General features: G+C 71.2%; 13 protein-coding genes. 11 read left to right on the top strand and 2 right to left on the bottom strand.

Annotated elements, in window-relative coordinates:
* From hisS to ACGFR7_RS28255, 3 genes are all read left to right on the top strand, one after another.
* Nucleotides 1–1263, top strand: a complete 1263-nt coding sequence (gene hisS, locus ACGFR7_RS28265) for a histidine--tRNA ligase (protein ID WP_393324749.1) — start codon at nucleotides 1–3, stop codon at nucleotides 1261–1263.
* 328 nt (nucleotides 1264–1591) lie between these two features.
* Nucleotides 1592–2233 carry a vitamin K epoxide reductase family protein gene (locus ACGFR7_RS28260; RefSeq protein ID WP_393324747.1) on the top strand — a complete coding sequence of 214 codons (642 nt, stop codon included), beginning with the start codon at nucleotides 1592–1594 and terminating at the stop codon, nucleotides 2231–2233.
* An 89-nt stretch (nucleotides 2234–2322) separates the two neighbouring features.
* The gene (locus ACGFR7_RS28255; protein ID WP_393324745.1) at nucleotides 2323–3693 is read left to right on the top strand and encodes a replication-associated recombination protein A; all 1371 of its coding nucleotides are present in this window, start codon (nucleotides 2323–2325) and stop codon (nucleotides 3691–3693) included.
* A gap of 24 nt (nucleotides 3694–3717) precedes the next feature.
* Here ACGFR7_RS28255 and ACGFR7_RS28250 read toward each other — a convergent pair whose 3' ends face one another.
* Nucleotides 3718–4470, bottom strand: a complete 753-nt coding sequence (locus tag ACGFR7_RS28250; protein ID WP_393324743.1) for a DUF2470 domain-containing protein — start codon at nucleotides 4468–4470, stop codon at nucleotides 3718–3720.
* Nucleotides 4471–4473: 3 nt separating this feature from the next.
* Between ACGFR7_RS28250 and ACGFR7_RS28245 the strand changes: the two genes are divergently transcribed.
* Together ACGFR7_RS28245 and rpsD are read left to right on the top strand one after the other, a co-directional pair.
* Nucleotides 4474–4614, top strand: a complete 141-nt coding sequence (locus ACGFR7_RS28245) for a hypothetical protein (protein ID WP_393324741.1) — start codon at nucleotides 4474–4476, stop codon at nucleotides 4612–4614.
* A 38-nt stretch (nucleotides 4615–4652) separates the two neighbouring features.
* Nucleotides 4653–5264 (top strand): 30S ribosomal protein S4, encoded by a 612-nt coding sequence (gene rpsD / locus ACGFR7_RS28240; protein WP_030987289.1) that lies wholly within the window; start codon nucleotides 4653–4655, stop codon nucleotides 5262–5264.
* A 73-nt stretch (nucleotides 5265–5337) separates the two neighbouring features.
* Here rpsD and ACGFR7_RS28235 read toward each other — a convergent pair whose 3' ends face one another.
* Complete coding sequence (locus tag ACGFR7_RS28235; RefSeq protein ID WP_393324739.1) at nucleotides 5338–7584, bottom strand: ATP-binding protein; 2247 nt, start codon at nucleotides 7582–7584, stop codon at nucleotides 5338–5340.
* Between the two features lie 221 nt (nucleotides 7585–7805).
* Here ACGFR7_RS28235 and ACGFR7_RS28230 point away from each other — a divergent pair, with 221 nt between their 5' ends.
* From ACGFR7_RS28230 to ACGFR7_RS28205, 6 genes are all read left to right on the top strand, one after another.
* Nucleotides 7806–8240, top strand: coding sequence for a DUF948 domain-containing protein (locus ACGFR7_RS28230; RefSeq protein ID WP_393324836.1), 435 nt, complete (start codon nucleotides 7806–7808; stop codon nucleotides 8238–8240).
* An 8-nt stretch (nucleotides 8241–8248) separates the two neighbouring features.
* Nucleotides 8249–8593, top strand: a complete 345-nt coding sequence (locus tag ACGFR7_RS28225; protein ID WP_393324737.1) for a DUF6167 family protein — start codon at nucleotides 8249–8251, stop codon at nucleotides 8591–8593.
* Nucleotides 8593–11262 (top strand): alanine--tRNA ligase, encoded by a 2670-nt coding sequence (alaS, locus tag ACGFR7_RS28220; RefSeq protein ID WP_393324735.1) that lies wholly within the window; start codon nucleotides 8593–8595, stop codon nucleotides 11260–11262. The genes ACGFR7_RS28225 and alaS overlap by 1 nt, the downstream gene beginning before the upstream one ends.
* Before the next feature lie 14 nt (nucleotides 11263–11276).
* Nucleotides 11277–11741 (top strand): Holliday junction resolvase RuvX, encoded by a 465-nt coding sequence (gene ruvX, locus ACGFR7_RS28215; protein ID WP_350256737.1) that lies wholly within the window; start codon nucleotides 11277–11279, stop codon nucleotides 11739–11741.
* A gap of 127 nt (nucleotides 11742–11868) precedes the next feature.
* Nucleotides 11869–13536 carry an endolytic transglycosylase MltG gene (mltG, locus tag ACGFR7_RS28210; protein ID WP_393324734.1) on the top strand — a complete coding sequence of 556 codons (1668 nt, stop codon included), beginning with the start codon at nucleotides 11869–11871 and terminating at the stop codon, nucleotides 13534–13536.
* Nucleotides 13533–14360, top strand: coding sequence for a shikimate dehydrogenase (locus ACGFR7_RS28205; protein WP_393324732.1), 828 nt, complete (start codon nucleotides 13533–13535; stop codon nucleotides 14358–14360). Before mltG ends, ACGFR7_RS28205 begins: the two co-directional genes overlap by 4 nt.
* Nucleotides 14361–14487 lie beyond the last annotated feature (127 nt).

The following is a 14487-nucleotide window of genomic DNA, read 5'->3' as shown; positions in this document are numbered from 1 at the left end:
GTGAGCACCTTCAAGGCCCCCAAGGGCACGTACGACCTGATTCCGCCGCAGTCCGCCACCTATCTCGCGGTGCGCGAGGCGATCGCCGCGCCGCTGAAGAACTCCGGGTACGGCTACATCGAGACGCCCGGCTTCGAGAACGTCGAGCTGTTCGCGCGCGGGGTCGGCGAGTCCACCGACATCGTGACCAAGGAGATGTACGCCTTCGAGACCAAGGGCGGCGACCAGCTGGCGCTGCGTCCCGAGGGCACCGCTTCCGTGCTGCGGGCCGCGCTGGAGGCCAACCTCCACAAGGCCGGCAACCTCCCCGTCAAGCTCTGGTACTCCGGCTCGTACTACCGCTACGAGCGTCCGCAGAAGGGCCGTTACCGTCACTTCTCCCAGGTCGGCGCCGAGGCCATCGGCGCCGAAGACCCGGCGCTGGACGCCGAGTTGATCATCCTGGCCGACCAGGCCTACCGCGCGCTGGGCCTGCGGAACTTCCGTATCCTGCTCAACTCCCTGGGCGACAAGGAGTGCCGTCCCGTCTACCGCGCCGCGCTGCAGGACTTCCTGCGCGAGCTCGACCTGGACGAGGACACCCGGCGCCGGGTCGACATCAACCCGCTGCGGGTCCTGGACGACAAGCGCGAAGCCGTACAGAAGCAGCTCGACGGGGCGCCCAAGCTCCGCGACTACCTCTGCGAGGCCTGCAAGGCGTACCACGAGCAGGTGCGCGAGCTGCTGACCGCGGCGGGCGTGACCTTCGAGGACGACGAGAAGCTGGTGCGCGGCCTGGACTACTACACCCGCACCACCTTCGAGTTCGTCCACGACGGCCTCGGCTCGCAGTCGGCGGTGGGCGGCGGCGGCCGCTACGACGGTCTGTCCGAGATGATCGGCGGCCCCGCGCTGCCGTCCGTCGGCTGGGCCCTGGGCGTCGACCGCACGGTCCTGGCGCTGGAGGCGGAGGGGATCACGCTCGACATCCCCGCCGCCACCGCCGTGTACGCCGTCCCGCTCGGCGAGGAGGCCCGCCGGGTGCTGTTCGGCGTGGTCACCGAGCTGCGCCGGACCGGTGTCGCCACCGACTTCGCGTTCGGCGGCAAGGGCCTGAAGAACGCCATGAAGTCCGCCAACCGTTCCGGCGCGCGGCTGGCACTGGTGGCGGGCGAGCGGGACCTGGCCGAGGGCGTCGTCCAGCTCAAGGACCTGGAGAGCGGCGAGCAGACCGCGGTGGCGCTGGACGGCGTGGCCGAGGAGGTCCGGCGCACGCTGGGCTGAGGCCGCGCGGCGAGAGGCGTGAGGGGCCCGACGGCGATCTGCCGTCCGGGCCCCTCGTGCTGCCGGTGCCGGGTGTCAACGACCGCCGAGCCGTCATCCCGGCGGAGGGTCTTGGACGCGCCCCGCCACCGGCGACGGCCGGTGCCGCAGCGGGCGGCAGGGCGGGCAGGCAGGGCGCGAACCTGAGAGAAGCCTGTGTACGGAGGCTTCGGCTTTATGTTCATCGCACAGTGGGTCATGGTGGAGTTGGGGCAGAATGAACGGCGGTGCCGCGCTCGCGGACCCGTTTGCCCAGCCCCATCTCCCCAGGGATCGACGGAACGGCGATATGACGACGACAGCGCTTGACGACGTGTCCACCGACGACGACCACGCGAGCGGCGCGGACAGGATCGGTTCCGGCCGCGGCTTCGCGCTGCTCCTGGTGATCACCAGCGCGCTGGGCATCCTCGCGGCCTGGGTCATCACCCTGGACAAGTTCGAGCTGCTGAAGGACCCGAACTTCAAGCCCGCCTGCAGCCTCAACCCGATCATCTCCTGCGGCAACGTCATGCAGAGCAAGCAGGCGGACGTCTTCGGCTTCCCGAACCCGATGGCCGGGCTGGTCGGCTTCGGTGTGGTGATCGCGATCGGGATGGCCCTGCTGGCCGGCGCCCGCTTCCGCCGCTGGTACTGGATCGGCCTGAACGTCGGCACCGGGCTCGCGGCGGTCTTCTGCATGTGGCTGATGTCCCAGTCGCTGTACAGCATCAACTCGCTGTGCCTGTGGTGCACGCTGACCTGGGGCGTCACCATCCTGATGTTCTGGTACACCACAGCGCACAACCTCAAGCACGGCATCATTCCGGCTCCCGCGGGGCTGCGCGCCGCGGTGGTGGAGTTCCACTGGGTGGTGCCCGTGGTCTGGTACGGCGTGATCGCGATGCTGATCCTCACCAAGTGGTGGTCGTACTGGAGCACGCTGATCTAGCTCGCCGCGCGCATCCACGCACGCCCCGGCCGCCGTCGACGTCAACGGCGACCGGGGCGTTGTCAGTGGGGTGGCATAGGCTCGTGGATGTGGAGCCCGACCTGTTCACCGCCGCTGCCGAAGACCGTCAGGAGAAGGACCCCGCGGGGTCCCCGCTCGCCGTGCGGATGCGTCCGCGCACCCTCGACGAAGTAGTGGGCCAGCAGCATCTCCTCAAGCCGGGCTCGCCGCTGCGCCGGCTGGTCGGCGAGGGCAACGGCGGACCGGCCGGGCCGTCCTCGGTGTTCCTTTGGGGCCCGCCGGGCATCGGCAAGACGACCCTCGCGTACGTCGTCAGCCAGGCGACGAACAAGCGCTTCGTGGAGCTCTCGGCCATCACGGCGGGCGTCAAGGAGGTCCGCGCGGTGATCGACGGCGCCCGGCGCGCCTCCGGCGGTTTCGGCAAGGAGACCGTCCTCTTCCTGGACGAGATCCACCGTTTCAGCAAGGCCCAGCAGGACTCCCTGCTGCCCGCCGTGGAGAACCGCTGGGTCACCCTGATCGCCGCGACGACCGAGAATCCGTACTTCTCGGTGATCTCGCCGCTGCTGTCCCGCTCCCTGCTGCTGACCCTCGAACCGCTCACGGACGACGATCTGCGCGGGCTGCTGCGGCGCGCGCTGAGCGATGCGCGCGGGCTGGCGGGCTCGGTCACCCTGCCCGAGGACACCGAGGGGCATCTGCTGCGGATCGCCGGCGGAGATGCCCGGCGGGCGCTGACGGCGCTGGAGGCCGGCGCGGGATCCGCGCTGGCCAAGGGGGAGAAGGAGATCACCCTCCGGACGCTGGAGGAGTCCGTCGACCGGGCGGCGGTGAAGTACGACCGGGACGGCGACCAGCACTACGACGTCGCCAGCGCGCTGATCAAGTCCATCCGGGGCTCGGATGTCGACGCCGCGCTGCACTACCTCGCGCGCATGATCGAGGCGGGGGAGGACCCGCGCTTCATCGCCCGCCGGCTGATGATCTCGGCGAGCGAGGACATCGGCCTGGCCGATCCGACGGCCCTGCAGACCGCGGTGGCCGCCGCCCAGGCCGTGGCGATGATCGGCTTCCCGGAGGCGCGGATCACGCTCAGCCAGGCCACCATCGCGCTCGCCCTGGCGCCGAAGTCGAACGCCGCGTACCTGGCGATCGACGCCGCCCTGGCGGACGTCCGGGCCGGTCAGGCGGGTGCGGTGCCGCCGCATCTGCGCGACAGCCACTACAAGGGCGCTCAGAAGCTCGGCCACGGCCAGGGCTATCAGTACCCGCACGACCTGCCGGGCGGTATCGCGGCCCAGCAGTACGCGCCGGACGAGGTGCACGGCAAGCGGTACTACGAGCCCACCCGCCACGGCTCCGAGGCGCGCTACGCCGATGTGGTCGAGCGGGTCCGCGTCCGCCTGCGCTCGGCCTCCGGCGAGGCCGCCGCCGACTAGCCCCGGCCGCTCCGGGAGCCCCGGCTACCCGGCCGCCGCCTCGAAGAGCAGATGCATCGCTCGCCGCAGCTCCACCACGTCCCGCACGGGCCCGGGGAAGTCGAACCGCGCGTCGAAGGACCGCTGCCCGGCGTCGGTGAAGCGGACCCGCAGGCCGAAGCGGTCCAGGCCCACCGGCACGGCCCCCTCGCGCACTCCGCAGGCCTCCTTGCGGTCGCCCAGCAGGGCACACAGCCCGCGCACCTGCTCGCTGTGCGCCGCGTGCAGATGCTGCAGAAGCTCCGCCTCGTGGGCGGCCAGCGGATCGGGGGCCGCGACGGCGAACTCGTCGGGCTCGACGGACTCGGCGCCCCACAGATCGTCCACCGCGCCCTCGCCGACCTCCAGGCGCAGCATCATCCAGGCGGTCCACCCGTACAGGCCCGGTGCCGGGTTCGGCTGCGGCGCCTCACCGATGCCCGGCAGCTCACCCACCGGGTGCCGCTCGGCGAGCAGCATGGCGGCCTCGGCGCGCTGGTCATCGCGTACGGGGGTCAGCCAGCCGGCCACCCAGGCCCGTCCGCGGATGCGATGAGGCACCGAAACCGGTGCGACGTCCGTGATCTCCATCACGGCTGTGAGGTCGTCGTCCTGCGCGGGCGCGGCCGCCCGAGCCGCCGCAGAGCCCCCTGGAACCAGCAACAGCACGTCTCCGCCGGGTGTCACGGTCCGGCAGACGGGGGCTGAGAGACCGGCCTCGTCGGGGTCCTCGACACCGGGGATGCTCAAGGACGCCATAGCATGGGATTCGACGAGGGTTCGTATGCGCTCGGCAGCAGAGGGCTGCTGGGCGTCTTCCACGGGACGCGGCTGACCCGCCTCGGTGCGGTGTGCACCGGGCAGGGGGATCCCAGGTCGAAACATGCGTTCTCCTCGCGCTAAGGTAAGCCTCACCTAACTTACATGGAGGAACGTTCCACGTGAACCAGTCGCGTCCCAAGGTCAAGAAGTCCCGCGCGCTCGGCATCGCGCTGACGCCGAAGGCCGTCAAGTACTTCGAGGCCCGTCCCTACCCGCCCGGCGAGCACGGCCGTGGCCGCAAGCAGAGCAGTGACTACAAGGTCCGTCTGCTCGAGAAGCAGCGCCTGCGTGCGCAGTACGACATCAGCGAGCGCCAGATGGCGCGTGCCTACGACCGCGCTCGGAAGGTCGAAGGCAAGACCGGCGAAGCGCTGATCATCGAGCTTGAGCGCCGTCTGGACGCGCTCGTCCTGCGGTCGGGCATCGCCCGCACCATCTACCAGGCCCGTCAGATGGTCGTCCACGGCCACATCTCGGTGAACGACCGCAAGGTCGACAAGCCGTCCTTCCGCGTCCGTCCCGGCGATGTCGTGATGGTCCGCGAGCGCAGCCGCGAGAAGCACCCCTTCCAGGTTGCCCGTGAGGGTGGCTACGACACCGACGGTGAGACCCCGCGCTACCTCGAGGTCAACCTGCCGGCTCTGGCGTTCCGTCTCGACCGGGACCCGAACCGCAAGGAGATCCCGGTGATCTGCGACGAGCAGCTCGTCGTCGAGTACTACGCCCGCTAAGCACCACAGCAGGCGCAGCGCCACGCGCTCGGCCCGCCGTCTCCCCGCCCTCGCGGAGGGGGAGGCGGCGGGCTCATTCGTGCCCGGATTCCGTGCGCCGCACGGTGCGCAGCTGTGCGGGCAGCAGTCCTGCCGGCAGCAGTCCTGCGGGCCGCAGGACCCGGGCCACCGCCGCGTCCAGGTCGAGCCGCCCGCCCACGCGCCGGCAGCGCTCGTAGCGCTCGTCCCCCAGCCGCTCGCGCGCCTGCTCCTCGCACCGGGCATGGGGCTGGTTGAAGTGGCGCGAGCCGAACAGCGGCAGCCCCACCGACGGCCAGATCCGCCCGGCGGCGCCCTGCAGCACCGCCGCCTCCTCCGCGTCGCCCTCCCCGAGCGTCACCAGGGCCAGCAGCTCGATCGCCAGCACCGCCCCGAGCAGGTCGTGGAAGGTGTGATCGATGGCCAGGCACTCCTCCAGCAGCGCACGGGCCCGCTTGCCGTCGCCACGGGACCAGGCCGCGAAGGCCAGCACGTACTGGGCGTACGCCAGCGTCCAGCGCTCACCGTGCTCCTCGCACACCTTCAGGACGTCCTCGCACAGGCGCACCGCGTCCGCCAGCTCGCCCCGGAAGGCCACCGCCATCGCCAGCTCGACCTGCCCCAGCAGCACATTGCTGTTGAGCTCGCCGATCTCCCGATAGCGGTCCAGCGCCGCGCGCAGCAGCTCCTCGGCGCGCGGCATGTCGTCGCTGACCAGCGCCAGACAGCCGGTGCGGTGCAGCGCATACGCGGCCGCGGTGGCGTTGCCGGTCCGCTCGGCCTCGTCGCGGCACTCCTGCAGGGCCCCCAGCGCGCCGGCCGTGTCCCCCTGGAGCACCGCGACATAGCCGGCCACCCACAGGGCCTTCATCCGCGCCTCGTCGTGGGTGCTCTCCCGCTCCAGGGCCCGGTCCAGCCAGTGCCGGCCCTCCGCGAGCCGGCCGCAGCCCACCCAGTAGAACCACAGCGTGCCCGCCAGGTACTGGCCGAGGTGGGTATCGGCGGGGGTCTCCAGGCTCTGTTCCAGCGCCACCCGCACATTGGGCAGGTCGGCCTCGATCCGGGCCGCGATCTCGGCCTGCCGGGAGCTGAACCAGTCCAGTTCGCACCAGGTGGCCAGCCCCAGATACCAGTCGCGGTGCCGGCGCCGCAGCCGCTCGCCGTCGGGCGTCACCGCCAGCCAGCCCGCCCCGTAGGCCCGTACGGTGTCCAGCATCCGGTAGCGGACCCCGGCCGCGGTCTCCTCGCGCACGAGCACCGACTGGGTGACCAACTCGGTGAGGACGTCGAGGAGTTCACCGGCCGGCAGCTCCGGCCCCGAGCAGACGTATTCGGCCGCGTCCAGATCGAAGTGCCCGGCGAAGACCGACAGCCGCGCCCACAGCAGCCGTTCCTCGGGCGTGCACAGCTCGTGGCTCCAGCCGATCGCGGTACGCAGCGTCTGGTGGCGCGGCGGGGGGCCTCCCGGCTCGCGGGGGGCCGGGAGCCGGGAGGGGTGCCCCTCCGGCGCGAACGGGGCCGAGAGCTCGGGGGAGCGGCGCGGGCGGGTGCCGGTCAGCAGCCGGAAACGGTCGTCGAGCCGGTGCAGCACCTGGTCCACGGACAGGGCGCGCAGCCGTCCGGCGGCCAGCTCCAGCGCGAGCGGAATGCCGTCGAGCCGGTCGCAGAGCTCGGAGACCGCCGCCTCGTCGGCCGGCCCGACGGTGAACCCGGGGACGACGGCAGCGGCGCGCTCGGCGAAGAGGGCGGCCGCGTCGGCGGCGTTCATCGGCGGCAGCGGCACGGTCCGCTCCCCGTTCAGCCCGAGCGGACGGCGGCCCGCGGCCAGCACCTGCAGCCCGGGGGCCCGGCGCAGCAGCCGCCCGGTCAGTTCGGCACAGGCGTCGACCAGGTGCTCGTAGCCGTCCAGGACGAGCAGCAGGTCCCGGTCGGCGAGGAGGTCGCACAGCGCGGAGCGCACCGGGCGTCCGCTGTGGTCGGTGGCTCCCAGTGCCTCGGCGACGGTGTGGTCCAGGAGGTGCGGCTCGCGCAGGGCGGCAAGTTCGACCAGCCACACCCCATCGCAGAAGCGATCCTGCAAGATCCCTGCCGCCTGGCGGGCAAGCCGCGACTTCCCGACGCCGCCCGGGCCGGTGAGGGTCACCAGCCGGGCGGATTCCAGCTGCCGTGCCAGCGCGGCCAGTTCGTCGTGGCGGCCGATGAAGCCGCCCAGCTCCGCGGGCAGATTCCCCGGCCGGTCCGGCTCCCGCAGGCGCGCGGGGGAGGGACGGGGAGCAGGGCCGGGGCGCGTGAGGCGTCGCATGGCACACGGAGCGTACTCGGCAGGATGCGGACCGTACAATCACGCCTCGGGAATCCGGGGCGCGCGCTCCGCGTTCGAGGGGGAACGGGGTACGGACGGACAGTCACGGCGCGATAAGGTCAAGGTTGCCGTTCGAGCGGGACAGCCGACCGGGAAGCCGATCGGGAATGAGCCCCAGACCAAATCAGTCGGAGTGTGGTGCCAACGTGTCCGGTGGAGAGGTGGCCGGGATCCTCGTGGCCGTCTTCTGGGCGATCCTCGTGTCGTTCCTCGCCCTCGTGCTGGTGAGGCTCGCGCAGACGCTCAAGGCGACCACCAAGATGGTGGCAGAGGTGTCCGAGCAGGCCGTCCCGCTCCTGGCCGACGCCTCCGCGACCGTCCGCTCCGCGCACACCCAGCTGGCCCGCGTCGACGCCATTGCCGCCGATGTCCAAGAGGTCACCGCCAACGCCTCCGCGCTCTCCTCGACCGTCTCCTCCGCCTTCGGCGGCCCGCTGGTCAAGGTCGCGGCGTTCGGCTACGGCGTGCGCCGCGCGATCGGCAAGAAGGGCGAGGAAGCCCCTGCCGCCGGGCGCGCGGAGCGCACCGTCCTCCTCGGCCGTACCCTGCTCGGCGCCCGCCGTGGCGGGCGCCGCAACCGTCGCTCCAAGGACTGATCACAGCGATGTTCCGCCGCGCATTCTGGTTCACCACCGGCGCCGCCGCCGGGGTCTGGGCCACCAACAAGGTCCACCGCAAGCTGCGCAAGCTGCAGCCCGACAGTCTCGCCGCACAGGCCGCGGACAAGGCCGTCGAGACCGGACACCGGCTGCGCCAATTTGCATTGGACGTACGGACCGGAATGGCGGACCGTGAAGAGCAGCTGCACGAGGCCCTGGGCCTCGGGGAGACGGGCGAGGTGCGCGAGCTGCCCGCGCCCCGCCGCGCGGTGCTCGAACCGCAGTACCGCACCACGAGAACAACCGGACACACCGGTCTGACCGGACCGACTGGAAAAGAGGACCACTGATGGAGTCGGCTGAAATCCGCCGCCGCTGGCTGCGCTTCTTCGAGGAGCGCGGGCACACCGTCGTGCCGTCGGCGTCGCTCATCGCGGACGACCCGACGCTGCTGCTCGTCAACGCGGGCATGGTCCCCTTCAAGCCGTACTTCCTCGGTGAGGTCAAGCCGCCCGCCCCGCGTGCCACCAGCGTCCAGAAGTGCGTGCGTACGCCGGACATCGAAGAGGTCGGCAAGACCACCCGGCACGGCACGTTCTTCCAGATGTGCGGCAACTTCTCCTTCGGCGACTACTTCAAGGAAGGCGCCATCAAGTACGCCTGGGAGCTGCTGACCGGCTCCCAGGCCGACGGTGGCTACGGCCTCGACCCGGAGAAGCTCTGGATCACCGTCTACCTCGACGACGACGAGGCCGAGCGCATCTGGCACGAGGTCGTCGGGGTGCCCAAGGAGCGCATCCAGCGGCTGGGCAAGACGGAGAACTACTGGTCCATGGGCGTCCCGGGCCCCTGCGGCCCGTGCTCCGAGATCAACTACGACCGCGGCCCGGAGTTCGGCGTCGAGGGCGGCCCGGCCGTCAACGACGAGCGGTACGTGGAGATCTGGAACCTGGTCTTCATGCAGTACGAGCGGGGTGCGGGCACGAGCAAGGAGGACTTCGAGATCCTCGGCGAGCTGCCCAGCAAGAACATCGACACCGGCCTCGGCCTCGAACGCCTGGCGATGATCCTGCAGGACGTCCCGAACATGTACGAGACGGACACCCTCCGTGTCGTCATCGACAAGGCCACCGAGCTCTCCGGCGTGCGATACGGCGCCTCGGACGCCACCGATGTCTCGCTGCGCGTCGTCGCCGACCACATCCGTACGTCCACGATGCTCATCGGCGACGGCGTCACCCCGGGCAACGAGGGGCGCGGCTACGTCCTGCGCCGCATCATGCGCCGCGCCATCCGCAACATGCGCCTGCTCGGGGCCGGCGGGCTGGTCATCGGCGAGCTGCTGGACGTGGTCATCAAGACCATGGGCCAGCAGTACCCGGAGCTGCTGGAGGACCGCCGCCGCATCGAGACGGTCGCCCTCGCCGAGGAGGCAGCCTTCGTCAAGACGCTGAAGGCCGGCACCAACATCCTCGACACCGCCGTCACCGACACCAAGGCCGCCGGCTCCGCGGTCCTGCCCGGTGACAAGGCCTTCCTGCTCCACGACACCTGGGGCTTCCCGATCGACCTCACCCTCGAAATGGCCGCCGAACAGGGCCTGTCGGTGGACGAGGACGGCTTCCGCCGCCTGATGAAGGAGCAGCGGGACCGCGCCAAGGCCGACGCCCAGGCCAAGAAGAGCGGCCACGCCGACCTGTCGGCCTACCGCGAGGTCGCCGACAAGTCCGGCGCCACGGAATTCACCGGCTACAGCGCCACCGAGGGCGAGTCCACCGTCGTCGGTCTGCTGGTGGGCGGAGTCCCGGCGCCCGCCGCCCATGAGGGTGACGACGTCGAGGTCGTCCTGGACCGCACCCCCTTCTACGCCGAGGGCGGCGGCCAGCTCGCCGACACCGGCCGGATCAAGCTGGACTCCGGCGCCGTCGTCGAGGTCCGCGACGTCCAGCAGCCGGTGCCCGGCGTCACGGTCCACAAGGGCGTCGTCCAGGTCGGCGAGGTGGTGCTCGGCTCTGCCGGGTACGCCACCATCGACGTCACCCGCCGGCGTGCCATCGCCCGCGCCCACAGCGCCACCCACCTCACCCACCAGGCGCTGCGCGACGCCCTCGGCCCGACGGCCGCCCAGGCCGGTTCGGAGAACTCCCCGGGCCGCTTCCGCTTCGACTTCGGCTCGCCGGCCGCCGTGCCGGGCTCGGTCCTCACCGACGTCGAGCAGAAGATCAATGACGTGCTCGCCCGTGAGCTCGACGTCCATGCCGAGGTCATGAGCATGGACGACGCCAAGAAGCAGGGCGCCATCGCCGAATTCGGCGAGAAGTACGGCGACCGCGTCCGGGTGGTCACCATCGGTGACTTCTCCAAGGAGCTGTGCGGCGGCACCCACGTCCACAACACCGCTCAGCTGGGCCTGGTGAAGCTGCTCGGCGAGTCCTCCATCGGCTCCGGCGTACGCCGCGTCGAGGCGCTGGTCGGCGTGGACGCCTACAAGTTCCTCGCCCGCGAGCACACCGTCGTCTCCCAGCTCACCGAGCTGGTCAAGGGACGCCCGGAGGAGCTTCCCGAGAAGATCTCCGGCGTCCTGGCCAAGCTGAAGGACGCCGAGAAGGAGATCGAGAAGTTCCGCGCGGAGAAGGTGCTGCAGGCCGCCGCCGGGCTGGCCGAGGGCGCCAAGGACGTCCGCGGGGTGGCGCTGGCCGCCGGTCAGGTCCCGGACGGCACCTCGGCCGACGACCTGCGCAAGCTGGTGCTCGATGTCCGCGGGCGGATCCAGGGCGGCCGGGCCGCCGTTGTGGCGCTCTTCACCGTGGCCAATGGCCGCCCGGTGACGGTCATCGCCACCAACGAGGCCGCCCGTGAGCGCGGCATCAAGGCCGGTGACCTGGTGCGTACGGCCGCCAAGACGCTCGGCGGCGGTGGCGGCGGCAAGCCGGACGTCGCCCAGGGTGGCGGGCAGAACGCCGCCGCGGTGCCCGAGGCCATCGAGGCCGTCGAGCGCCTTGTCGCCGAGGCGGCCTGACGCGCGTGAGTGAGATGCGACGCGGACGGCGCATCGCCGTGGATGTCGGGGACGCCCGTATCGGGGTCGCCTCGTGCGACCCCGACGGGGTCCTCGCCACCCCCGTGGAGACCGTGCCGGGACGTGACGTACCGTCAGCGCACCGCCGGCTCAAGGCGATCGTCGAGGAGTACGAACCCCTCGAAGTCGTGGTCGGCCTGCCCCGCTCCCTCAGCGGGGGAGAGGGGCCGGCCGCGGCCAAGGTCCGGGGCTTCGTCCAGGAGCTGGCCCGGAACATCGCGCCCGTAGGGGTCCGGCTGGTCGATGAGCGGATGTCGACGGTCACCGCGACCCAGGGTCTGCGGGCCTCGGGGGTGCGCAGCAAGAAGGGCCGCTCGGTGGTCGACCAGGCCGCCGCGGTGGTGATCCTGCAGAGCGCGCTGGAGGCCGAACGCGTCTCCGGGGAACCCCCGGGCGAGAGCGTCGAAGTGGTCATCTGATCGCGGTACGGTAACGTTCCGCGCGATGTGCGGCGTTCGAACAGCCGCGCGTGCAAGTAGAGGCGGGTCGGATTCAGCAAGCGCGCTGCCGGTCCGGAGCGCACCGCCTCTCGGCTCTAGGGGATCGATGACCGAGTATGGCCGGGGCTACGGCTCCGAACCGTGGCATCCCGAGGACCCGCTCTACGGCGAGCAGGGTGCCTCCAGAGGCCAGGCGCAGCAGCCCCCGTGGGACGGACAGCAGGCCGCCCGGTATCCCCAGCAACACGCCGACCCGTATGCCGAGCAGCAGTACAACGGCGGCTGGGACGGTACGCAGGGCGGGCAGCTGCCGTACGACCCCTACGACCCCTACGGGCAGCAGCCGCCGGTCGACCCGTACAGCGGGGCGAGCCCCGACTACTACGCGACCCCTGACGCCTACCCGCCACCACAGCCGCAGCATCTGCAGCAGCAGGCGCAACAGCAGCAGTACCAGCAGGCGCCGCATCCGCAGCATCAGAGCCCGCAGTATCCGCAGCAGCCGGAGCCGCAGCAGCAGCCGCACTACGACGACGGCGACGGCCCCGGTGACGACTGGCGGGCCGAGCCGGAGCCCCGCGAGCCGGAGCCGGAGCATGCGTTCTTCGCGGGCGGCGGCGACGACGATCACGACGACGAACCGCGCGAGACCCGCCGGGCCGACCGTGAGCGCCGCGGCAAGAAGAACAAACGGCGCAGCGGCACCGCCTGTCTGGTCGTCGCGCTGGTCTTCGCCGGAGCCGTGGGCGCGGTCGGCTACTTCGGCTATGACTTCTTCATGGCGCACTTCGGATCGGCCCCCGACTACGAGGGGGAGGGGTCCGGCGAGATCCAGGTCGACATTCCGGATGGTTCGACGCTCTCGGAAATGGGGCAGATCCTCCAGCGCGAGGGCGTCATCAAGAGCCCTGGAGCCTTTACCGAGGCGGCCGGTGAGAACCAGAAGGCGAACAGCATGCAGCCGGGGACGTACACGCTGCGCAAGCAGATGTCGGGCGCCGCGGCCATCGAACTGATGCTGGATCCCAAGAGCCGTAACGGCCTCACGATCCGTGAGGGGCTGCGGGCCGGCGACGTCTACAAACTCATCGACCAAAAGCTGCACCTCAAGGCGGGCACGACCAAGGGCGTGGCCAAGAGCGACGTCAAGAGCCTCGGGCTGCCGTCGTGGGCCAATGACTCGCCGAAGATAAAGGACCCGCTGGAGGGATTCCTCTACCCGTCGACCTACAGCGTCGGCGGAAAGGCGAAGCCGGCCGCGGTCCTCAAGCAGATGGTGGCGCGGGCGAACCAGGTGTACACGAAGTACGACCTGGAAGGAAAGGCCCGCACGCTCAAGCTCGACTCGCCGATGCAGCTGCTGACCGTCGCCAGCCTCACGCAGGCCGAAGGCAAGTACAAGCACGACTTCGTCAAGGTCGCGCGCGTCGTCTACAACCGCCTCAAGCCGAACAACACCGAGACGTACGGCCTGCTGGATTTCGACTCGACGGTGAACTACGCGAAATCCCAGAGCACGCTGGACACCGGCTCCGTCGACAACCTGCGCAATTTCAACGATCCCTACAACACCTACAAGTTCAAGGGACTGCCGCCGGGCCCGATCGGCAACCCGGGTGAAGTGGCGCTCAAGTCGGCCATCGCCCCGGCCAAGGGCAACTGGTACTACTTCGTCTCGATCAACCCGGAAAAGACGCTGTTCGCCGAGACGAACGAAGAGCACGAGCGAAACCGGCGCATCTACGAAAAGGAACAAGAGAAAAACAAGCAATGAGCGCCACCCGTCGAGCCGCGGTGCTCGGATCCCCGATTGCCCATTCCCTCTCGCCGGTGCTGCACCGCGCCGCCTACCGGGAACTCGGACTGAGCGACTGGACCTACGACCGCCACGAGGTCGACGAAGCGGCGCTGCCCGCCTTCATGGAGCGCCTGGACGCCACCTGGGCGGGGCTCTCGCTGACCATGCCGCTCAAGCGGGCGGTGATCCCGCTGCTCGACGAGATCAGCCCCACGGCGTCCTCGGTCGAGGCGGTGAACACCGTCGTCCTCGCCGCCGACGGACGCCGCCTCGGCGACAACACCGACATCCCCGGGATGCTCGCCGCGCTGCGCGAACGCGGGGTGCGGCAGGTCGAGCGGGCGTCGGTGCTGGGCGCCGGCGCCACCGCCTCCTCGGCGCTCGCCGCGCTCTCGCGCATCTGCACCGGTGAGGTCACCGCATACGTCCGCAGCCGGGCACGCGCCGACGAGATGCGCGGCTGGGGCGAGCGGCTGGGCGTCACGGTCCGCACCGCCGCCTGGGAGGACGCCGCGGCGGCCTTCGAGGCGCCGCTGACCATCGCGACCACCCCGGCGGGCACCACCGACGCGCTCGCCGCCGCCGTCCCCGACCGGCCCGGCACGCTCTTCGACGTCCTCTACGAGCCCTGGCCGACGACGCTCGCCACCGCCTGGGCCGCCCGCGGCGGCCCGGTGGTGGGCGGTCTCGACCTGCTGGTCCACCAGGCCGTACTGCAGGTGGAACAGATGACGGGGCGCTCCCCGGCGCCCCTGGCCGCGATGCGCAAGGCCGGGGAGGCGGCGCTCGCCGCCCGCTGACCGTCGGTCCGGCCCGGCCCGGTCCGTCCGCCCTGTCCGCCCGTGCCCGGTCCGCCCCCTGGACTGGGCGCCGCCCCTCGCGCGCGACGTGGGAGGATCGGGGGGAAGACCGTACGCGGATGAGCAG

Origin of the sequence: Streptomyces sp. NPDC048516 (assembly GCF_043199875.1) — a bacterium.
Taxonomy (GTDB): Bacteria; Actinomycetota; Actinomycetes; order Streptomycetales; family Streptomycetaceae; genus Streptomyces.
The sequence above is the reverse complement of the archived record's forward strand: the minus strand, read 5'-3'. Positions and strand labels throughout refer to the sequence as shown.